The 20890-nt window shown below is 70.1% G+C and carries 18 protein-coding genes and 1 pseudogene; 8 read left to right on the top strand and 11 right to left on the bottom strand.

Annotation, left to right across the window (positions count from 1 at the left end):
* Window positions 1-12: 12 nt before the first annotated feature.
* The 8 genes and pseudogenes from ACFJIX_RS24180 to ACFJIX_RS24145 form a co-directional block, all read right to left on the bottom strand.
* On the bottom strand, window positions 13-852 hold the full coding sequence (locus ACFJIX_RS24180; RefSeq protein ID WP_377155196.1) for a methyl-accepting chemotaxis protein: 840 nt from the start codon (window positions 850-852) through the stop codon (window positions 13-15).
* Between the two features lie 181 nt (window positions 853-1033).
* Window positions 1034-1441, bottom strand: a pseudogene (locus ACFJIX_RS24175) (CHASE3 domain-containing protein); the annotation flags it as partial.
* Between the two features lie 173 nt (window positions 1442-1614).
* Window positions 1615-2325: a type VI secretion system-associated protein TagF gene (gene tagF / locus ACFJIX_RS24170; RefSeq protein ID WP_377155195.1), complete on the bottom strand. Its 711-nt coding sequence runs from the start codon at window positions 2323-2325 to the stop codon at window positions 1615-1617.
* Between the two features lie 22 nt (window positions 2326-2347).
* Window positions 2348-5926 carry a type VI secretion system membrane subunit TssM gene (tssM, locus tag ACFJIX_RS24165; RefSeq protein ID WP_377155194.1) on the bottom strand — a complete coding sequence of 1193 codons (3579 nt, stop codon included), beginning with the start codon at window positions 5924-5926 and terminating at the stop codon, window positions 2348-2350.
* The gene (locus ACFJIX_RS24160) at window positions 5923-7245 is read right to left on the bottom strand and encodes a DotU family type VI secretion system protein (RefSeq protein ID WP_377155193.1); all 1323 of its coding nucleotides are present in this window, start codon (window positions 7243-7245) and stop codon (window positions 5923-5925) included. The genes tssM and ACFJIX_RS24160 overlap by 4 nt, the downstream gene beginning before the upstream one ends.
* A 74-nt stretch (window positions 7246-7319) precedes the next feature.
* Window positions 7320-8654, bottom strand: coding sequence for a type VI secretion system baseplate subunit TssK (tssK, locus tag ACFJIX_RS24155; RefSeq protein WP_377155192.1), 1335 nt, complete (start codon window positions 8652-8654; stop codon window positions 7320-7322).
* Window positions 8651-9121 carry a type VI secretion system lipoprotein TssJ gene (gene tssJ, locus ACFJIX_RS24150; RefSeq protein WP_377155191.1) on the bottom strand — a complete coding sequence of 157 codons (471 nt, stop codon included), beginning with the start codon at window positions 9119-9121 and terminating at the stop codon, window positions 8651-8653. The genes tssK and tssJ overlap by 4 nt, the downstream gene beginning before the upstream one ends.
* 324 nt (window positions 9122-9445) lie before the next feature.
* Window positions 9446-11008 carry a methyl-accepting chemotaxis protein gene (locus ACFJIX_RS24145; protein WP_377155190.1) on the bottom strand — a complete coding sequence of 521 codons (1563 nt, stop codon included), beginning with the start codon at window positions 11006-11008 and terminating at the stop codon, window positions 9446-9448.
* A gap of 257 nt (window positions 11009-11265) precedes the next feature.
* Between ACFJIX_RS24145 and ACFJIX_RS24140 the strand changes: the two genes are divergently transcribed.
* Window positions 11266-12675, top strand: a complete 1410-nt coding sequence (locus ACFJIX_RS24140; RefSeq protein ID WP_377155189.1) for an MFS transporter — start codon at window positions 11266-11268, stop codon at window positions 12673-12675.
* Between the two features lie 31 nt (window positions 12676-12706).
* Here the strand turns inward: ACFJIX_RS24140 and ACFJIX_RS24135 are convergent, their stop codons facing one another.
* From ACFJIX_RS24135 to ACFJIX_RS24125, 3 genes are all read right to left on the bottom strand, one after another.
* Window positions 12707-13759, bottom strand: coding sequence for an MBL fold metallo-hydrolase (locus tag ACFJIX_RS24135; RefSeq protein ID WP_377155188.1), 1053 nt, complete (start codon window positions 13757-13759; stop codon window positions 12707-12709).
* 104 nt (window positions 13760-13863) lie between these two features.
* A complete protein-coding gene (locus ACFJIX_RS24130) occupies window positions 13864-13992 on the bottom strand; it encodes a hypothetical protein (protein WP_377155187.1) in 129 nt (42 codons plus the stop codon).
* Between the two features lie 26 nt (window positions 13993-14018).
* The gene (locus ACFJIX_RS24125; protein ID WP_377155186.1) at window positions 14019-14444 is read right to left on the bottom strand and encodes an organic hydroperoxide resistance protein; all 426 of its coding nucleotides are present in this window, start codon (window positions 14442-14444) and stop codon (window positions 14019-14021) included.
* Window positions 14445-14883: 439 nt separating this feature from the next.
* Here ACFJIX_RS24125 and ACFJIX_RS24120 point away from each other — a divergent pair, with 439 nt between their 5' ends.
* The 7 genes from ACFJIX_RS24120 to ACFJIX_RS24090 all read left to right on the top strand — a co-directional run bounded on the left by ACFJIX_RS24120 (window position 14884) and on the right by ACFJIX_RS24090 (window position 20847).
* Complete coding sequence (locus ACFJIX_RS24120) at window positions 14884-15216, top strand: hypothetical protein (RefSeq protein WP_377155185.1); 333 nt, start codon at window positions 14884-14886, stop codon at window positions 15214-15216.
* A gap of 397 nt (window positions 15217-15613) precedes the next feature.
* Window positions 15614-16030 carry a hypothetical protein gene (locus ACFJIX_RS24115; RefSeq protein WP_377155184.1) on the top strand — a complete coding sequence of 139 codons (417 nt, stop codon included), beginning with the start codon at window positions 15614-15616 and terminating at the stop codon, window positions 16028-16030.
* Complete coding sequence (locus ACFJIX_RS24110) at window positions 16020-16190, top strand: hypothetical protein (RefSeq protein ID WP_377155183.1); 171 nt, start codon at window positions 16020-16022, stop codon at window positions 16188-16190. Before ACFJIX_RS24115 ends, ACFJIX_RS24110 begins: the two co-directional genes overlap by 11 nt.
* 73 nt (window positions 16191-16263) lie before the next feature.
* Complete coding sequence (locus ACFJIX_RS24105) at window positions 16264-16929, top strand: response regulator (protein ID WP_377155182.1); 666 nt, start codon at window positions 16264-16266, stop codon at window positions 16927-16929.
* Complete coding sequence (locus ACFJIX_RS24100) at window positions 16926-18467, top strand: sensor histidine kinase N-terminal domain-containing protein (protein WP_377155181.1); 1542 nt, start codon at window positions 16926-16928, stop codon at window positions 18465-18467. The genes ACFJIX_RS24105 and ACFJIX_RS24100 overlap by 4 nt, the downstream gene beginning before the upstream one ends.
* Before the next feature lie 127 nt (window positions 18468-18594).
* Window positions 18595-19638 (top strand): tripartite tricarboxylate transporter substrate binding protein, encoded by a 1044-nt coding sequence (locus tag ACFJIX_RS24095; protein WP_377155180.1) that lies wholly within the window; start codon window positions 18595-18597, stop codon window positions 19636-19638.
* A gap of 120 nt (window positions 19639-19758) precedes the next feature.
* Window positions 19759-20847, top strand: coding sequence for a porin (locus ACFJIX_RS24090; RefSeq protein WP_377155179.1), 1089 nt, complete (start codon window positions 19759-19761; stop codon window positions 20845-20847).
* Window positions 20848-20890 lie beyond the last annotated feature (43 nt).

Here is a 20890-nt window from a genome sequence, read left to right as displayed (position 1 = left end):
TCCGCTCGTGCTTCAGCTGCCCCGCGCGCCTCGCGGCGCGGTGCGCGATGCGGAGCCGGGGCCAGGTCTTGCGGCCGGCCACCGCGTCGGCGACGCCACGAACGCGCTCAATCTCTGCGCGGTGGCCGAGAGCGCAGCGGCCGTCTCCAGGTTGCGTTGCGCGACCTGTTCCGCGTCGGCCGTCGCGCGGCCGACATCGGTCAACGCGACCTCGAGCTGGCGCCCGGCGCTGGACTGCTGGTGCGTGGCCATCTTGATCTCCTTGCTCGCGAGGTCGGACGCGGCCACGCGTTCGGAGATCAGCGTGAACATCGCCTCCGCCTCCGAAAACAGCGACGAGTTCGCCGCCACCGCCTTGACGCCGGCCTCGGTCGACATGATGGTGGCGTTGGAGACGTTGCGGATCGAGTCCAGCTGGCGCCGGATGTCCACCGCATCGGCGCGCACCTTCTCGGCCAGGCGGCGGATCTCGTCGGCCACGACGCGGAAGCGCTCGCCGGCCTCGCCGGCGCCGTAGGCTTCGATCGTTGCGTTGATCGCGAGGATGTTGGTGCGCTCCGCCAGTTCCTCGATGGCGCCGAGCACGGTGGAGGCGCCCTGGACCTCCTTGCCCAGCGTCGTCATCTGCGTGACGACCATGTCGATCTGCTGGCTCAGCGAGACGGTGGCCTCGCGCGCGCGGGCCATCGCCTGACTGCCGGCCGTCGCGGCGCGTGTGCTGGCCGAGGCCATCTCCTCGACCTCGGTCGAGCGCTGCGCGATCTGGTTGGCGGCCGCCTGCACCTCGTGCATCGTGGCGGTGAGTTCGATGGCCGCGGAGGAGGTCTGCTTCGTCGCCCCGGCCTGCCGCACGGAAGAGGCTTCCAGTTCGCGCGCGGCGCTCGGCCACGTCCACGGCGGACGCGCCCACCATCTGCATCAGCAGTCGCTGCAGGACCAGGCCGGTGACGACGACGATCAGCAGACCGAGCACCGTGCCCCCGAGCCCCACGCCCTTGACCAGTCGCGTGGTCTGGCCCATCTCGGCCGAGCGCATCTCCAGTTGCGCGACCTCGTCGCGCTCCAGCGCGGCGAACCGCTCGCGCAGCCGCTCCATGCCCTGGCGGACCAGGCTGACCTTGGGCGATCGCGTGGTCTCTTCCAGGCTCATCGTCTGGCGGTCGGCGATGCGCTCACGGAACAGCGCGAAGAGCGCGGAGATGTCCTGTTCGGTATTGGTGAGCTCCGCGCTCCGGGATCGCCACGCGGGCGTCGCGCGCAGCTCGGCGAGTCTGGCGGTGACCACGGCCGTCGACTTGTCGAGGGCCGCCAGGTAGGCCGTGTCCTTGGTGAGCATGAAGCCGCGCTGCGCGGCCTCGGCTTCGGCCACGTCGTTGAGCAGCTCGGCCAGGAGGCGCAAGTTCTGATGGCTCTGCGTCACGCCGTCGGCCGCGGACGCCATCAGATAGGCGCTTCTCATGGCGACGACGCCGACGCCGCACAGCACCGCCGCGGCCAGCAGGAATCCCAGCGCGAGGCTGCGTCCGAATGTCTTCATGCGGTTCTCCCTGGGGCGCAATGTCGCACAGGTGAGGCTGAAGGTCTCGCGCCTGCCGTCACCGCGAGCCAGCGAGATCAGCCGGTCTTGCGCGTCAGCATCGCCGCGAACGCTTCCACGTACGGGAGCCCCGGGCCCCAGCGCATGTGGACCTGCTCCGCGGGCTCGGGGTTGGGCGACCACACCGTGCAGCCGGCCAGGCGTTCCAGCAGCTCGCCCGCCGCCAGCATCGGCACCGCCGCGGTAAGAAGGCTTGCCGGCGCGGTGTAGGTGACCCACTGCACCGCGTTCTCCGGCGCGGGCAAGGTCGCCGCGTGACTCGGTGGCCAGGGCGGCGCCGCGGCCAGCGCCGCCTCGAGCGAGTTCACCGTCGCCGTGTCGTCCAGCGTGCGCATGGCCGCGTTGGCCAGCACCGTGTACCAACGGTCGAGGTGATCCAGCCCGGCGCGGTCCACCGGCGGCTGCGCGCGTGGCTGCGCGATGACCAGCGGGAAGTAGCGCCCGACGTTGTCGCAGCTGGCCATCAGCACGCCGAACCACCACTTCATGTCGACGACGCCTGGCGCCCACGCGAAGCGCAGCACCGGCGCGGTCAGGTAGGTGTCGAGCCAGCGGGGGCCGAGCACCTTCGGCAGGTCCTGCATCATCCCGGACAGCCAGGCGTCGCAATGCTGCACGCAGTGCTGCGGCAGCCGCCGCTGGGCGAAGTCGCCCAGCGCGGTAACTTTGCCGTACCAGCCGGGCACGGCATCGCCGGCGGCGTTCAGGGCTTCGGGCAGCGCGCTCATGGTGGGACTCTCCTGATGCGACTCACAGACCGCCCGGGCAGCGGAACTCGTTGAGCTCCGGCAGACGGAACGGATTGCGGACGCTGCTGGCGGTGACCTCGAAGACCGCCTTGCGGCCTTCGATCTCGAAGGTGGCCTTGAAGCGCTCGGGCGCGGCGGTCTTCTCGATCTTGACGCGGTCGAAGAGCCGGAACAGCGCCCACGGCCCGTCGTTGACCAGGCCCGACGAACCGCTCGCGCTGACCGGGCTCAACTGCACCCGCACCTGCGAGCTGCCGCGCGGTCCCGGCCACTGCACCGAGGTCGGGATCTGCGGCCCGTGGCTGTAGCGCACGATCTGGCCGTCCACGTCCAGGATGAACTGCTGGATCGTGGTGTCCATCTCGATCGGCTTGAAGTCCAGCCGCAGCGACGGCGTGGCGCTGCCGGGGAAGAAGGTTTCCTTGATCGCCTGCGCGCGCTGGAATTGCGGCAGCGTGCCGCTGTCGCCACCCAGCGGCGTGCCTTCGACCGCACGGAACTTCCACGGCCGGGTCGTCGTGTCGACGTAGGGCGCGAGCTTCTGCTGGAAGAGCTGGTCGATCTTGCCGCCCGGTCCGAACAGCATCGCGAAGTCCGCCTGCGTGGCGTCGCGCGGCGAGTTGCGGTCCAGCGGATAACGCCCGGAAACGGCCTGGTTGCAGAACTCGCCGACCTGCGAGCGCACCTCCATGCCCAGGTTCTGGCGCATCGCGCCCTGCGACACGCGGGCGCTGCTGCTGCCCAGGTCGTCGAGCATCGTGCGCAGCGGCTCGGGGCTCATCGCGGCGGCGGCCTTCAGTCGCGTCGGTACCGGCGACGGCGGCGGCGCGCTGCCGCCCTTGAGCGCGGAATCGGCCGCGGTCAACATGATGTTGGCCTCGGCGATCAGGCCGACGGTCTCGTCCAGCGGCGCCTTGCCGCCGCCGGCCGGAGCCGTGACCATGCTGCGCAGGCCGACGAAGCGGTCGTCGACGATGTTCTCGATGCGCGGCGCGTTCGGGTCTGCCGGGTTCTGCTGACCCGGCTTGCCGGAGAACATGCCCGCGACCTTTTCGCGCGTCTGCTGGACCAGGTCCGCGGCGCGGCGCTCGGCGTTCTCGATCGCGTTGCCGGGCTGCGCGAGCGTGGTCTCGCGCGACGCCGCCCGCAGGAACGGACCCAGCGGGCTGTCCGGCGCGGACAGCATGCGCGAGCGCTCCACCGACTGCGGCACCGTCGCCATCGGCAGCAGCTTCACGCTGTTGAGGAAGGACTCCCAGGAGGCCGCGTAGTCGTTCAGGTAGAGCCGGCGGACGTCGTCGACCAGCGGCGCGTTGGCGCGCACGAGGTCCTGCGGATTCTTCGGCGCGGCGGCGACGCCGAGCACCCACGGCTCTTCCGCGGCCAGCTCGTCCGCGACCTGGCCGACCCGCGGCTGGAAGCCGCGCAGGTAGGCGTCGCGGGTGAAGAAGCCTGGCACGCCCTGCGTCAGCGGCGCGCCGTTGGCTCGCGTGAACAGCAGCGGCGCGTTGTGGCCGCCGGCGCGCGCGACGGTGAAGTCGGGGTACTCGGTGCCCAGGCCTTGCGCCCGCAGCCGGTTGTAGATCCGCTGCGGCAGCGGCTGCGTCGCGAGCTGCGTGCGCACCGCCGTCAGCAACGAGGCGTCCTCCGGCAGCGGCGACGCGATGCCGCCCTGCGACAGCAGCGCGTCCAGGTGGGCGCCGAGCGCCTCGCGCTGGTCGGGCGTGAGCTCGCGGCGCGTGGTTTCCCAGTCGCCCTCGATGTGCTGCTTCAGCGCCGGGGCGTCGAAGTGCTGCGGGTCGTGCAGCATCACGTAGGCCTTGAGCGCCTCGTACAGCGTGACCGGCGTGGCCGCGCCCTGGCGGAGTTGTTCCTCGATGCGCAGCACCAGCCGCGGCAGCACCGCGTCACCCAGCATCCGCTGGTAGGACGCGCGTGCGGCGCTGTCGAGCTTCTTTCCCTGGAAGAGGCCCATGCGCATCGACCACGGGACGTTCTCGTCGACCGCGGCCAGCGCGCGCGTGGCCTGCAGCGCGGGCAGGATCGGCAGCAGGTCGGCGGTCGCGCGGTTGGGCGTGGCCTGCAGCAGCTCGCGGACCTGGTCCGCGCGGGCGGAGGTCTCTTCCAGGTACTTCCTGTTGTTGAAGTAGCTGACGGTCCAGGCCGTGAGCAGGCCGATGCCGGCGATCGCGACCAAGGCGTAGCCGCCGAGCGCCAGCGCGTTGCGGCGGCGCTCCCAGCCGCGGTGCGTGCCGCCCAGGCCGGCTTCGGCGAAGACGACCTCGTTGAGCAGCCGGTTCAGGAAGTAGCTGCGGCCGCTGGCCTGGTTGGGCGCCAGCACCGCGTTCTCGATCTGGTAGCTGCGCGCCACCGAGCCGAGCACGCGGTCGATGGGCGTGCCTTCCTGCGTGCCGCTGACGAAGTACACGCCGCGCAGCAGCGGTTGGGCTTCGTAGGGGGAGGGCGCGAAGACGCCCTCGGCGAATTCCGCCAGCAGCGCGCGCAGGCTCGCGAACTGCGCCGGGAAACCGTAGATGCGGGCGCGGCGCTGCGGATCGCGCTCGGCCTGGAGCCGGTCGATCAGGCCGTTCTGCAGGCGCTGCTCGAGGGCGTCGAACTCCGCGCCGTAGCCGGCCAGCGGCGACGTGCTGTTGCGCGGGAAGGTGAAGCCCCACGGCGCCGCACGCTGGTCCTTGTCGACCGTCGCGAAGTAGTCCATGAAGCCCGACAGCAGGTCGGCCTTGGTGACCAGCAGGTAGACCGGGAAGCGGATGTCCAGGTCCTTTTGCAGCTCCTGCACGCGGGCCCGCACGGTGGCGGCGTGCTGGGCACGCTCCGACGGGCTGCGCGACAGCAGGTCGGTGACCGACACCGTCACCAGCGCGCCGTTGATCGGCTGGCGCGGACGCGAGCGCCGCAGCATCTGCAGGAAACCGCTCCAGGTCGCCTTGTCGTTGGTGGGATCGCTGTCCTGCGTGGTGAAGCGGCCGGCGGTGTCGATCAGCACGGCGCGGTCGGTGAACCACCAGTCGCAATGCCGGGTGCCGCCGACGCCACGGATCGCATGGTCGCCCATCTGGTCCGCCAGCGGGAAGTTCAGACCGCTGTGGCGCAGCGCCGTGGTCTTGCCCGAACCCGGCGCGCCGATGATCAGGTACCAGGGCAGTTCGTAGAGATACCGGCCGCCGAAGCGCGAGCGCAGCTTGGCGCCGAAGCCCGCCGATCCCTCCGCGCCGAAGCGCGAGCGTTGCAGCATCTGCAGCGCCTGGCGGAATCGTTCGCGCACGGCCAGCATGTCGGCGGTCTCGCGCTCGGGCGCGTCCGCGGCGGGTTGCTGCAGCAGCTGGTTGACGACGGCGCTGTTGCCGCGCTTGGCGCGCCAGCGGCTCCAGGCGATGCACAGCGCCACGATCAGGACGAGCACGCCGATCGTGAGCCAGCGCGAGCGCTCGGTGTCGAGCGGGCGAGCCTCGCCGACGGCCACCAGCGGACCGACGATCCAGATCAGCAGCGCGACCGCCAGCACGAGCACCGCCAGGAGCACCCAGCGGTTGAAGATCCATCCCAGGACGCGTTTCATCGGGAAGCTCCGCGCGCCGGCGCTTCAGGCGCGCGGCCATTGACCATCAGGCTGACTTCGACGCGCCGGTTCAGCGCGCGGTTGGTCGGGGTGTCGTTGGGGGCGACCGGCTCGGCCTCGGCGCGGCCCTCGGCGCGGATGCGCTCGGGGGCGACGCGGCGCGCCACCAGCAATTCGCGCACGGTGTTGGCGCGCTCTTCCGACAGGTGCCAGTTGGAGGGGAAACGCACCGTGCGGATCGGCGTGTTGTCGCTGTGCCCGGTCACCAGCACCGTGCCCTGGACCTGCGTCAGCGCGTCGGCGATGCGGGTCATGAGCGCTTCGCGCTCCGGCACGATCGTCGCGCTGCCCAGCGCGAAGAGGCCGTCGCCGCGGATGGTCACGACGCTGCGGTCGACCTCGTCGCGCACGGTGACCAGGCCGGCCTTGATGTCGGATTGAAGGAACTGCGCCAGCCGCGGCTTGGCCGGCGGCGGCGGCGGCGCGACCACGGGCGGCGACAGCCGCAGCCCCTGGATCTGCCCGAACACCGGATCGGAACGCTCCGCCAGCGACAGGGTCAGCGACAGGTACACGCCCACCAGCAGCAGCGCCGTCAGCGCCGCCGTCGCCGCCAGCGGCAGCCAGCCGATGTGACGGCGCTGGGTGATGGCCTCGACCTGCCAATGCTGCGCCAGCGCGGCGGGGTAGTCGCCGCGCTGCTGCTTCAGGATCTGGGCCAGACGGTCACGCACCGCTTCCAGTTGCGCCGGACCGTTGTCGATGACGCGATAGCGTCCGGCGAAACCCAGCGTCAACGCGGCGTAGATCAGTTCGAGCAGGTCGCGGTTGGCCTCGGGCTTCTCGGCCAGGCGGGCCATCAGCTGGAAGACCTTCTCGCCGCCCCAGGTCTCGTTGTGGAACATCGACAGCAGGCTGTGCCGCGCCCAGACGCCGGAGCCGCCCCAGGGCGTGTCGGCGCAGGCCTCGTCGATCATCGTGCAGAGCACGTAGCGCGTGGCCATGACGCGCTCCGGCGGGATGCCGGCCGCGGCGGCGCGGGCCGCGAAGTCGCGGATGCCCTGGGCCAGGTTGTTGCGCAGCACCGCCACGTCGTCCACGCGGCGCGTCCCGCGCAATTGCGGGACGAGCAGCAGCAGCGGGTTGGCCAGCGTCAGCAGCGGGTTGAGCCCGGCGGCCGGCGGGGCGGCGTCGGGCTGCACGGAGTCGGGCGACGGTGTGGCGCCGCGCGGCGCCTGCGCGCCGCCCGGACGGGGCTTGATGAAGGTGCGCTGATCGTCGAAGCCTGCGAACGGATCGTTGAGCGCGGAGGGGTCCATGCCGGCTCCCGGAGGTTACTGGTCTTGAATCGGTGGAAGCGTGGAGCGGGGCCCGGCGTCGCCGCGAGCGGCGGTCACTGCCGGATGGCCCAGAGCTCCAGTTCCAGTCCGGGGAAATCGCCGGCCACGTGCAGCGCCAGACTGCCGCTGCGCTCGAGCTGCTTCCAGAGGTCGCCGCCGCGGTCCAGCTCGAAATAATGGAAGCCCGCGTGGAACGGCAACTGGCGCGGCGCCACCGGCAGCGCGCGCATGCTGATGCCAGGCAGCTGCAGGTTGACGAGGTCGCGGATGCGGTCCACCGGGCCCAGCTTGGATTGCGCGGGGAAACGCTGGCGCAGCTGTTCCGCCGCCACCTGCGCATTGACCGCGATGACGAAGCTCGCGCTGCGCAGCAGGTCGGCGTCGGGGACGACGGCGGTACGCACGCCGTGGGTGCGTTCGGTCAGGTCGATCTGCAGCGCGTTGCGCTCCAGCACGACGCTGAGCATGCGGCGCAGGTCCTCGAGCAAGGGCGCGAAACTGCCGCGCAGGTCGTCGTGGCGGTACAGCGGATATTCGGAGGCCAGCCGGGTGTCGCTGACGAAGGTGGCCATGTCGCCGGCCAGTTGCAGGCAGTCGCGATGCAGCGTTTCCGGGTGCACGTGCGGGGAGGCCGCATGCTGGCGGAACAGCGGGTCGGCGCGGTTCAGCGCCTGCAGCATCAGGAAGTCGGCCAGTTCGGACACGCCGTTGCCGAGCTGCCCCATCCGCGACGACAGCAACTGCGCGCGCTGGCGCACCAGCCCGTGCAGCAGCGATGCCATCACGGACAGATGGCCGCTGGCGTCGATGCGCGTCTGCGGGGGGATGTAGCTGCGGTCCAACACCAGTTGCTGGTCGGCGCGGCGTTCCGCGATGCGGGCCACGCCCAGCGCGGCATAGGCGTCGTTGAGCTCGCGGGCCGGCAGCAGGCGCAGCGTCAGCGCGCCGGTCTGCACGGGTTCAGGCTCGTCGCCGGCGCTGGTCTGGTCGCGCAGGTCCTGGTCGACGACGTGATAGCGGTGCAGCTCGCCGGCATCGTGGCCGTTGAACGCGACCTGGTCCGTGCCGGGGCGGGCGATCGGCGCGGCCAGGACGACCATGTCGCCCTTCAGGTCCGCGGGCACCTCCAGCGGCGCCATCGCGGCATCCGCCTGAGGAATCTGGAACGGGGTGCCGTCGGGCAGGATGCCGCTCGCGCGCACGATGCCCAGCCGGCCGACGCTCAGCAGCGCCTCGTCCAGCACGAGTTCGGTGAACCCCCAGCCGTGCGGCGCCAACGCGCGGGCGCGGCTGTCCACCAGATGCTCGAGGTAACGGGTCTCCTGCTGGAAATGGTGCGGCAGCAGGAACATGCCCTGCGACCAGATGACCTTGCTGTGCCAGCTCACGGCAGCCTGACCGTCGCGCTGACCGACAGCTCTTCGGCCTGGATGAGAATCTCCTGCTTCCTGCCGACCACCACCGGCACGACCGCGCGCCAGCGCGCACGCTCCAGGTCGCGATAGGCGGCAAAGACCGCGACGAAGCGCGTCTCGGGCGACAGGATCTTCTTCGTCCACGGACGCGCTTCGCCAGGCTGTAGCGTCATTTCCTCGCGGGAAACGATCTCGGCGCCCAGCTCGGCCTGGTCCTTCTGGTACAGGCTGACGAAGTCGGCCGCATTGAAGCCGACGTCCGATTTCAGCTCATACACCCGCACCAGCAGCGGGGAGGGACGCTTGGTCACGCTCGGGTTCACCTGGGCCGACGCCTGGATGCTGCCCTTGGTCACCTCGGTGGGCTTCTCCGAACTGGAGAAGGGATTGATCTTGTCGAGGGAGGAACATCCCCCCAAGGCACCCAGGGCGAGCAGCACCCCCAAGGCCAGCGGGGCCGCTACAGCAGCCCTGCGAGTGAGGGATTGGGTGGTTTGGTGTCCCGAACGCGGCGTGAGCATCTGGTTGTCCTTCTTGACCGGAAGAAAGGATAGCCAGCGGGGGGGCTTCGGGGTGGTGACTTAGGTAATCGGGGACCGCGGGCGAGAACGCTCCTTTGGAGGCCCGGGCGTCGGCCGCCGAGGCATGGGGCTCCGGACGCAAGGTCCGGAACCCCATGCCTCACCGTCCCCAACCACTGCCGTACTGTCCCGGTTTTGCGACCGAGGAGAGCGGGCGATGGTCTGGGGGAGGGCAGGCGGAGGTCAGGCCGTGGCGCTGACGCGGAACTGGCTGACCAGCTTCGCCAGTTGCTGGGCCTGGCCGTTGAGGCTCTCGGCGGCGGCGGCACTTTCCTCGACCAGGGCCGCGTTCTGCTGGGTGACCTGGTCCAGGTGGGTGACGGCGTCGCCGACCTGCTGGATGCCGCCGGTCTGCTCCTGCGTGGCGGAGGAGATCTCGCGGATCAGGGTGTCGACCTGGCCGACCTCCGCGACCACGCGCTGCATCACCTCGCCAGCGCTCTGCGCCTGCCGCGCACCGGTGTCCACGCGCTGGGTGCTGGCCTGGATCAGGTCCTTGATCTCCTTGGCCGCGCCGGCCGAGCGCTGCGCCAGCGCCCGCACCTCGGACGCGACGACGGCGAAACCGCGACCCTGCTCGCCGGCCCGCGCCGCCTCGACCGCCGCGTTCAGCGCCAGGATATTGGTCTGGAACGCGATGCCGTCGATCGTGCCGATGATGTCGCCGATGCGGCGTGACGCATCGCTGATGCCCTGCATGGTCTCGACCAGGGCGCTCACGGCACGGCCGCCTTCAGCGGCCGCGCCGGACGCGTCGGCGGCCATGCGGCTGGCCTGGCCCGCGGACGCGGCGTTCTGCGCGACGGAGCTGGTCAATTCCTCCATCGACGCGGCGGTCTGCTGCAGGCTGCTCGCCTGGGCTTCGGTGCGCGAGCTCAGGTCCGCATTGCCCTGGGCGATCTCCTTGGAACCGTTGGCGATGCTGTCGCTGCTGTCGCGCACCTGGCCGACCAACTGGCCGAGCTGTTCCACCATGCGGCCCATCGCGCGCAGCAGGTCGGCGGGTTCGTCGCGGCCTTCCGCCTGGATGCGCACGGTGAGGTCGCCGCCGGCGACATCCTGGGTCGCGCGGACCGCCTCGGCGATCGGGGTGGTGATGGAGCGCGTCACCTGCAGCGCGAGGACGATGCCGATCGCCAGCGCCACGGCGACCACGACCAGCGTCACGCGCAGGCCGGTGGCGTAGGACAAGGCAGCGTCCTTGGCGGCCTGGTCGCCGCCATCGCGGTTGAAGGCGACATCGACGTCGACGGCCTTGGACAGCGCGCTGAAGAGGGCGGAGGAACTGCCGCCGGCCAGCTTGCGGGCGGTCTCGTGCTGGGCGTCCCCGCCGGCGACGGCGCGCTGCAGTTCGGCGTCCGACTCGAGGAAGGCCTTCCAGGCGTCGCGGATCTGGTCGTAGAGCCGCCGTTCCTTGTCGCCGGTGATGGAAGGCTCGTACTCATGCGCCGCCTTGTCGAAGGCCAGGACCGACGCGTCATGCTGCTGCACGAGTCTGGCGCGCGCGCCGTCGTCGATCTCCAGCGCGCCGCGCAGCGACAGGCGGCGCGTCTCGTTGGCGGCGTCCTGCATGTCGGCCAGCTTGGCGACGCTGGGCAGCCAGTTCGTGTTGAGGTCCTGGACGTTGTCGTTGATGTGCGCCATCTGCTGGATGCCGAACGCCGCGATGAAGCACAGCAGTGCCAGCACGGCGCCGAAGGCCAGCGCCAGGCGCTTGCCGATGCGAAAGTTGCGGAGGATGGACATGGTCTTGACCGGGGAGGCCGGGTGTTACGAGAGGTGTCACCAGGGTGCGCCCGTCAGCCTTCAGAAACCTGTCCGTGAGGGGCCCCTGAACACGGTGTGAAGCCAGCGTCCCCACGTCCTGTGACCCGTTGCGAAGTCCTTCACGGACGATCGTGCGAACGCACGACGCCGGACGAGCGTCCGGAGACTCCGCACTTGCCCGTATGACAGCGTTGTCAGGGTGCTCTATGCTCCGCATCCATAAGAGGAGACAGTCGATGAGTGCAGATCTATCCCAGGTCGCCGGCAGCGGCGCGCCCGCGGGTCCGGGCGACACGCCGTTGGGCCACACGCCGCTGGGCGAGGCGCCGGGCGGCGAGGCCGCCGCGGTGCAGGCCCGTCATCCGCTGACCTGGGTGCCCTCCCTGTACCTGGCGATGGGCCTGCCGAACGTGCTGGTCGGCCTGGTCGCGGCCATCCTGTACAAGAACCTGGGCGTGTCCAACGAGGACATCGCGCTCTACACCTCGCAGATGTACCTGCCGTGGGTGCTCAAGCCCTTGTGGTCGCCGCTGCTGGAGCCCTACCGGACCAAGCGCTGGTGGGTGATCGCGATGCAGTTCCTGATGATGGCGTCGATCGGCGCCGTCGCGTTCTGCCTGCCGCTGGACGGCTTCTTCCGCGCGTCGCTGGCCTTCTTCTGGATCACGGGCTTCGCCTCGGCGACGCAGGACATCGTGGCCGACGGGGTGTTCATGACCACGATGAACCCCCGCGAGCAGGCGCGCTACGCCGGGGTGCAGGGCATGTGCTGGAACCTGGGCGCGGTGGTGGCGTCGGGCTTGCTGGTGTCGCTGACGGGCTGGCTGCACGGCTCGCTGGGCTGGAGCTGGGTGCAGTGCTGGATGGCCGTGATGCTGGGCGCGGCGGCGATGATGGGCGGCTTCGGGCTGTGGCATCTGCGCGTGTTGCCGACGGGCGCGCCGTCGGTGGTGCAGGGGCAGGACCTGGCCAGCGCGATGGTGTCGCTGCGGCAGTCGTGGGTCACGCTGTTCCAGAAGCCGTCGATCTGGATGATGCTGGCCGTGGTCTTCTTCTACCGCTTCGGCGAGGGTTTCATCGAGAAGTTCGGGCCGCTGTTCCTGCTGGATCCGCGCTCGGCGGGCGGGCTCGGCCTGGACAACGCGGCGCTGGGCCACATCTACGGCAGCGCCGGCACGATCGCGTTCATCGCGGGCGCCTTCCTGGGCGGCTTCATCGCCGCGAAGATGACGCTGCGACGCTCGTTCCTGCTGCTGGCGGTCGCGCTCAACCTGCCGCACCTGACCTACTACTACCTCAGCCACGCGATGCCGACGGACCTGTGGTGGATCGGCGCCGTAGTCGCCATCGAGAAGTTCGGCTTCGGCATGGGCTCCGTCGGGCACATGCTGTACATGATGCAGCAAATCGCGCCGGGGCCCTTCAAGATGACCCACTACGCGATGGCCACCGGCGTGATGGCGCTGACGAGGTGGACGACGGGCAGCGTCAGCGGCTGGCTCTACGCGGGCCTGGGCCAGCATTACGCGAGCTTCTTCGGCTGGGTGCTGGTGTTCTCGATCCCGCCGATCGTGCTGGCGTGGCTGGCGCCGTTTCCGGTGACGGTCGACCGCGAGGATCAAGCCGCCGCCGCGGGCGGGCACTGACCGGCCCCGGATCAGCGCCGGTCACCGTCCGTCATTGCCGGCTCAGCGTGTTCAGCGGAATCTTCAGGTAGCTGACGCCGTTGTCCTCGGCGGGCGGCATCTGGCCGGCGCGGATGTTGATCTGGATCGAGGGCAGGATCAGCGCCGGCACGTCCAGCTGGGCGTCGCGCCCGGTGCGCAGCGCGACGAACTCGGCTTCGCTGACGCCGTCATGGACGTGGATATTGCGGGCGCGCTGCTCGGCGACCGTCGTTTCCCAGGCCGGCGCGCGGCCTTCGGGCGGATAGTCGTGGCAGACAAAGAGCCGCGTCGCGGGCGGCAGCGCCAGCAGGCGGCGGATGGAGCGGTACAGCGTCGCCGCGTCGCCGCCGGGGAAGTCCGCGCGCGCGGTCCCGACATCGGGCATGAACATCGTGTCGCCGACGAAGACCACGTCCTGGCTGCCTGCCTCACCCCCTGACTCAGCGCCTGACTCACCGCCTTCCTGACCGCCTTTCTCAAGGCCGGTCTCACGGCGTGTCTCGAGGCCACCCCGGATGCGGTAGGCCATGCAGGCCGGCGTATGTCCCGGCACGAGCAGTGCCTGCGCCTCGATGCCGCCGATCTTGAACGTCTCGCCGTCGCGGAACAGGTGGTCGAACTGGCGGCCGTCGGGCAGGAAATCGCGCTCCAGGTTGTAGAGCTTGCGGAACACCGCCTGCACCTCGCGGATGTGTTCGCCGATGGCGATGCGGCCGCCGACATGCGCCTGCAGATGCCTCGCCGCCGACAGGTGATCCGCATGCGCGTGGGTCTCGAGGATCCACTGCACCGTGAGCCCCGCCTGCGCGACGTGCGCCAGCAGGCGATCGGCCTGCGTGGTCGCGGTGCGGCCGGACTTCAGGTCGAAGTCCAGCACCGGATCGACGATCGCCGCCTGGCGGGTCGCGGGGTCGGCCAGCACGTAGCTGACCGTGCCGGTCCGGTCGTCGTGGAAGGCCCGGATGGTGAAGGCGGAAGAAACCGCCGGGGGAACGGCAGGGAGAACGTCGGAAAGGACGTCGGGGAGGTCGTCAGGGGACGGGGCAGGGGGAACGGGGCTCATGGCCGAAGCAGCGCGCGGCGGGGTGATGGTGAAAGTCACTATACCGAGCGTTGATGCCCCAGCGTTGATGCCCCGGTGTCCGTGTCCCCGCGCCGGTGCGACCCTCAGGAGGCGGGCCGGCGTCTTCCCGAGGGGCCGGCCCCGCTCGTGACCGCGGTGCACTGCAGCGGATGGCGCACCTCATGCGCCGCGCCGCCGAGGAGGAAGAGCAGGGCGAGCAGCCATCGCTTCATGAGGTGCATCCCGTGTTGTCGCCAGCTCAGACCAGTTCGAGGCCGACGTTGATGTTGCCGCGCGTCATCTTCGAGTAGGGGCAGGTCTCGTGGGCGCGCTTGATCAGCTCGTAGGCCGTGTCGCGGGGCAGGCCGGGCAGGCTGACCCGCAGCTTGGCGCTCAGGAAGTAACCATCGGCGCCCTTGTTGAGGTCGACCGACGCGTCGACGGCGGCCTCCGCGGGCAGCCGTACGCCGATCGCGTGGGCGGCCAGGCCCATCGCCCCGATGAAGCAGGCGGACCAGCCGACCGCGAACAGCTGTTCCGGATTCGTGCCGGGCCGCGACGTGCCGGGCGACCCCAGCTGGACGTCGAGACGGCTGTCGTCGGACTGGCCGCGGCCGTCGCGACCGCCGGTCGTGTGCGTGTGGGCGGTGTAGAGGACCTGGACGTGATCGGTGGTCGGGGGCATGTCGGACTCCAGTGGCACAGCGTCACTCGCTGCATGACCTGCATTGCAACGGGCCGATGTATCGACGATGTGTGACCCCCCGGGCGAATTGGCGCGGCGCGTGTCGCGGCAGCCGTTGGACACACTGGCATACAAACGGACCGTCCGCCCCCGCGGACGTCCGGACAGGCGAGGCGAACGACCTCCTCCGGAGCCGCCTCTGTGACGGTCCGTGACGACGACGTTGCCGCCGCGTAAAACCTGGGGCGTGCAGCGCCGCGACAGGTTTTCCAGCGCCCGTCAGACGGTTTTCTTAAGGACGCCCTAATTCGGTGGGCGCACCTTACGCCCAGGGCAACACGATGTTTGACGCAATCGGCCCGACCGGCCCCGCGGCCCACGGCGACGCCTTTCCCGAGACGCCACCGGCGCGGAGCCCGCCGAGCCGAAGGAGATGCACATGAGCAAGTCCACCCCGATCCTCGCCATGGTCGCCGCATTCGCGGCGGCGTCGGCCCAGGCCTCGACGAATCCCGATGACATGGCGCGCCGGTCGGAGCGCCGCGCGACGATCCAGCAGCAACTGCGCGCGGTGCAGGTCGAGCTCTACTGCGATCACCAGGACAACGCGATGCATCTGTTGCGCGACGTGCGTCGTCAACTGATGGCGCAACGCGACCCGGACAACTCCCGGGATCTGCGCCAGCTGGAGAAGGTCAGCTGGCTGGTCCGCCACGGCGACACGGTCGAGGCGATCGCGACGATCGACGCGGCGCGCGGCCTGTCCGCCTGAGCGGGACTCACCCGCCGCTGTCGGCGATCCGCGATGTCGTCGCGGGCCGCGGCGGGGAGGTTCCCGCATCCCATGCCGTTCCTGGCGCTGCGCAGCGCCAGCCGGAGGAGCCTCGCGACCGCGGTGCGGCGCGAAGCCGTGCCGTCGGGAGACGGCGCGTGTCCGGGCCCGGGTGGCCCGCGCTGCTGCCTCCGACACGCCTGAACAAGGCCATTCCCTCATCGATCCACGACGCATCCGGCGCGTCTTGCTAGCCCCACTTTGTCCCGCGGTGACGCCGGACTACTTGTTTGCAGTGTTTTGATGGCAAGAACCTCGCAAAACGCGGGGTGGACTCGTTTTCGGGTATCTCGCGCAGTCATAGGATCTGATGCATCGGATGACCTTTGGAGTACCCATGACGTCAGAAGTACTGGCCTATTGGCTCGCCGGAATCTGCCCGCCAGCAGTCACATGGATTCTGAATATGACGCTTCGGGGGAGGTCCGCGTTACTCAGTTCCGCCGCCGACTCGGCGCTGCTCTTTCTGGTATTTGACGGGGCATCGGCCATTTCAATTCGAGACGTGGTCTGCAACACACCCAACGAGGCCGTCCGAGCACTCCTGCCTCCGGTCGTACCGGCCTTGATCTTCGTTTCGATGGCGATCTGGATGGTCATCGTCCGCTGGCTCGAGCCGCTCATGATGGTGGCGGCTCACAACGGGCAAGGACGATTTCGCCAGGTTCTTTCCTTCTTGGCGATGTGGTGGTTGGTGATTTTCAACGCCTATGGGCATTACTTTCTATTTGTGAAGGCCTTTCATGTTGCGTGAATTCCTGATCTCGTGGGCAGCGGCCGGTGTGGTGTATGCCATCCTTCTTGGTATTGCAGGTTTCGTGATGTTCAAACTGGGTTGGTGGGAGATGTCGGAAGACTCCGGCAAAAGCGATGGCAATCCTGAAGACACAGAGGGCGGCCAACGTGCCGTGTGACGATCGCTTTCCCCGGTGGAATGTGGGAAGACACTAGCCGCCACCGTAAACCGCCGCGCTAGCATCGCGCGCCATGCGGATCCTCCTCGTCGAAGACGAAAAGCCCCTGGCCGACTGGCTGGTGAAGGCGCTTGCCCAGAACGACTTCGTCGTCGACTGGGTCGACGACGGCCGGCTGGTGCTGAACCAACTGGCCGCCACCCGCTACGACGCGATGGTCCTGGACCTCGGACTGCCCGGACTGGGCGGCCACGAGGTGCTGGCGCGGCTGCGGGACGCCGATTCGCGCGTCCCCGTGCTGGTGCTGACCGCCCGCGACTCGCTGATGGAACGCGTCAGCACGCTGCATGAAGGCGCCGACGACTTCCTCGCCAAGCCGTTCGAGTTGCAGGAACTCGAAGCCCGACTGATCGCGCTGATCCGCCGCTCCCGCGGTCGCGATCAGCCGCGCTTCGCCTGCGGCCCACTGGTCTACGACGCGGCCTCCAAGCTCTTCACGCTGGACCGCGAACCGCTGGCGCTGTCGCCGCGCGAGCACGCGGTCCTGCGCACGCTGATCCAGCACAGCGGCGAGCCCATGTCCAAGCAGGAAATCCTGGAGCGCCTGTTCTCCGACGAGCAGGACGTCCGGCCCGAGGCCGTCGAGGTCCTCGTCCACCGGCTGCGCCGCCGCATCGAGTCCGGCAAGGTCCGCATCACCACATTGCGCGGCCTGGGCTACGTGCTGGAAGCGATGTGAAACGCCTCGGCCTCCGCTGGCCCTCGCTCCCGACCCGCTGGCACCGTTTCAGCGTCCGCCGCACGCTGCTTGCGCTGGTGCTGCCGGTGATGCTGGCCGCCGTCGGCATCGAGCTGGCGCTGACCTGGGGCACCGCGCTGCAGGCGGCCAACTCCGCCTACGACCGCTCGCTGCTCGGCGCGATCAAGGCGATCGACAGCAACGTCTCCACCGAGACCGGCGGCCTGTCCGTCGAGATGCCGTACCGGCTGCTGGAGTTCTTCGAGCTCACCGCCAGCGGGCAGGTCTTCTTCCGCGTCAGCACCGAGGACGGCCTCGTCGAGATCGGCAACGCCGGCCTGCCGCTGCCCGGCCAGCCGCTGAAGACCGGCGTGCCGCGCTTCATCGATGCCGAGTACTTCGGCGCCCCGGTGCGCGTGGGCGCGTGGGCGCGCGAGCTCGATCCCGAACGTCCCGGCCGACGGATGATCATCCAGGTGGCCGAGAGCACCAACTCGCGCAACGCGTTCTCGCGCGCGCTGCTGCTGCAGGCGGTGTGGCGCGACCTGCTGACCGTGTCCATCGTCGCCGGCACCCTGGCGCTGGTGATCGGCTGGGCGCTGCGGCCGCTGGAGCGGCTGCGGCGGGAGGTCGAGGCGCGTGCCGACGACGACCTGTCGCCCGTCGACGAGACCGAGGTGCCCGCCGACGCCGCGCCGCTGGTGCGCGCGATCAACCATCACCTCGCCCGGCAGCGCGAGTTGATCGACGGCCGACGGCGTTTCGTCGACGACGCCTCGCACCAGTTGCGCACGCCGTTGGCGACGCTGGCCACGATGGTGGGTTACGCGCGTCGCGAGCGCGACCCGGAGCGGCTCGCCGAAGCGCTGGCCGCGCTCAAGGGCCAGATCGACGACACCGTGCGTCGCACCAACCAGATGCTGGCGCTGGCCCGCGCCGATACCGCGGCGGTGGCGATGACGCCGCTGGCGCTGGACCGTCTGGCCGATCGCTGCGCGCGCGAATCCTGGCCGCTGGCGCGGGAGCAGGGCATCGACCTCGGCTTCGATCACATGGGTGGGGACATCGTCGTGCTGGGCCACGAAGGTCAGTTGCGCGAGGCGCTGCTGAACCTGCTGCACAACGCGCTGCGCTACACGCCGCGCGGCGGTGCGGTGACGCTGCAGGTCGGGGTGGAACGCAGGCAGGCACACCAGGCAGCCGGGCAGGGCGTGCAGAGCGGAGAGAGCGGAAAGAGCGGAGAGAGCGGAGAACGCGCGCACTGGGCCGTGATCCGTGTCGTCGACGACGGCCCCGGCATTCCCGCCGACGAGCGGCCGCGCGCGGGCGAGCGCTTCTTCCGCGGCAGCAACGTGGACCTGCCGGGCTCGGGACTGGGCCTGGCCATCGTGCGGGCGATCGTCCGTCGCCACCTCGGTGACATGGAGATCGCGGCGGCGCGTCTTGACGCCGACGGCCTGGAGCGCGGTACCACCGTCACGCTGCGGCTTCCGCTGCGCGCGACGGCGGATATTCCTTTCACGCTGAAAGCCGGTTGAAAGCGCCGCTTTCCTAGAGTTCGTCACCAGCAGGTGGCGGGCGACCGCGCGGCCCTGTCGACGATGCGCGAGCATTCGCGATCGACGACGGCCGGCGGCGATACAGACCACCGCGAGGAGACTAGACATGCGATCGATCTCGACCTGGGCGGCCACGCTCATGGCGGCTGTCTGGCTGACCGCGTCCGCCGGTGTCGCGGCGCAGCCGGGCCGTGGCGCCTCGGCGCCCGCCAGGACGCCCGCCATCGCGCCGATGCCGGGCGGCGACACCGCGCCCGAATGCATCGCCCCCGCCAAGCCCGGCGGCGGCTTCGACCAGAGCTGCAAGCTCGCGCAGGCTGCGTTCCAGCAGGCCGGCCTCACGACGACGCCGATGCGCATCAGCTACATGCCGGGCGGCGTCGGCGCGATCGCCTTCGACCAGATCGTCACGCGCCGCCCCGCCGAGCCGCGCACGCTGGTGGCCTTCTCCAGCGGCTCGCTGCTGAACCTCTCGCATGGCCGCTTCGGCAAGCGCAGCGTCGACGACGTGCGCTGGATCGCCGCCATCGGCGTCGACTACGGCGTGGTCCTGGTCGGCCGGCAGTCGCCGTGGAAGACACTGCCCGAGCTGCTCGCCGCGCTGAAGGCCGATCCGGGCCGGATCAGCTTCGCCGCCGGCGGCACGATCGGCAGCCAGGACTGGGTCAAGTCGGCGCTGGTCGCCGGGGCCGGCGGCGTGGACCACAAGTCGATGCGTTTCGTCGCCTTCGAGGGCGGCGGCGAAGCCATCGCCGCGCTCAAGGGCGGCCACGTCCAGGTCTACATGGGCGACGCGTCCGAGGTCTTCGACAAGCTCGGCGCCGGCAGCCCCTTCCGCGCGCTGGCGGTGCTCGCCGACCAGCGCCTGCCCGGCCCGCTGTCCGGCGTGCCGACGGCGCGCGAGCAGGGCGTCGACATCGTCTGGCCCGCGATCCGCGGTTTCTATGTCGGGCCGAAGGTCTCGGACGGCGACGTCGCCGCGTGGACCGCCACCTTCGACCACCTGATGGCCGCGCCGGCCTTCGCCGAGGTCCGCGCGCGCCACGGGCTGTTCCCGCTCGCGCTCACCGGCCCGGCGTTGCGCGACGTCATCGACCGGCAGAACCGCGAGTACGTCGAGCTCGCCACCCGTTTCGGTCTCAGACGCTGAGCGCGTCGAAGCGCCGGTCCCGCTTCCCGTCCCTCCGATTCCCCCAGGCCCGGGCCTCACCGCGTGAGGACCGCTGGCGCCCCTGCGTCCGGATTTTTCAACGACAACAAGGAGACTCCCTTGACATCCTCCCGCAAGACCCCGATCCGACTGAACACCCTGTGCGCCGCCGGCCTGTTGGCCCTGTGCGCGACACCGTCCGCCTTCGCGCAGAGCAGCGTCACGGTCTACGGCATCGCCGATGTCCTGCTGGAATACCGCGACCACATGAACGCCGCCGGCGACCACCGCTTCGGCCTGACGTCGGGCGGCATGAACACCTCCCGCTGGGGCCTGCGCGGCGCCGAGGACCTCGGCGGCGGCTTGAAGGCCGTGTTCCAGCTCGAGGCCGAGGTCGCCTTCGACACCGGCATGGCGGGCTCGTCCTACTGGGGCCGCCAGGCCAACGTCGGCCTGGAGGGGGAATTCGGCCGCGTCGTCGCCGGCCGTTCCTACACCACCACCTACGACTTCCTGCTGCCGTTCGACCCGATGGGCTACGCGCCGTTCTACTCGTGGGCCACGTCCGGGGGCCAGATCGCGACGCTGCCGCGCAAGGACGGGATGGCCACGGGCATGTCCAACCTGATCAAGTACCAGGGGACCTTCGGCCCGGTGAAGGTCGGCGCGACCTACGCGCTCGGCGAGGTCACGGGCTCGGACTCGGCGGGCCGCTTCTTCGCGCTGGCGGGCGCGTACACGGCGGGGCCGTTCTCGGCGACGCTGGTCGTCGATCAGCGCAACGGCGCGACGATCGCCGCCAACGGCCGCTACGACAAGGAAAAGGCGCTGCACTGGGCGGCGTCCTATGACTGGAAGCCGGTCAAGCTGTTCCTGGCGCAACGCGTCTACAGGAAGGCGCTCGCGGTCGGCGGCGCCGATGCGAAGAGCACGATGACCTGGCTGGGCGCGACCTGGCAGGCGACGCCCGCGCTGAGCATCACGCCGGCCGTGTACTTCCAGAACATCTCCAGCGGCGCCAGCGGCACCGACGATCCGAAGCTGTATGCGCTGCGCGCCAAGTACGAGCTGTCCAAGCGCACCAGCCTCTACGCGGTCGCCTCGACGGCGAAGTCGGGCGACGGCGGACTGGTCAGCGTCTCGCGCGACGACAACGGCTTCGGCGATTCGCAGTCCAGCGTCGGCCTGGGCATCCAGCACCGGTTCTGACCGGCGTCGGCACGTCGGTCCGGACCGCACCGGTCCGACGTCG

This window comes from Roseateles sp. UC29_93, from assembly GCF_042695725.1.
GTDB lineage: Bacteria > Pseudomonadota > Gammaproteobacteria > Burkholderiales > Burkholderiaceae_C > Roseateles > Roseateles noduli_A.
The sequence above is the reverse complement of the archived record's forward strand: the minus strand, read 5'-3'. Positions and strand labels throughout refer to the sequence as shown.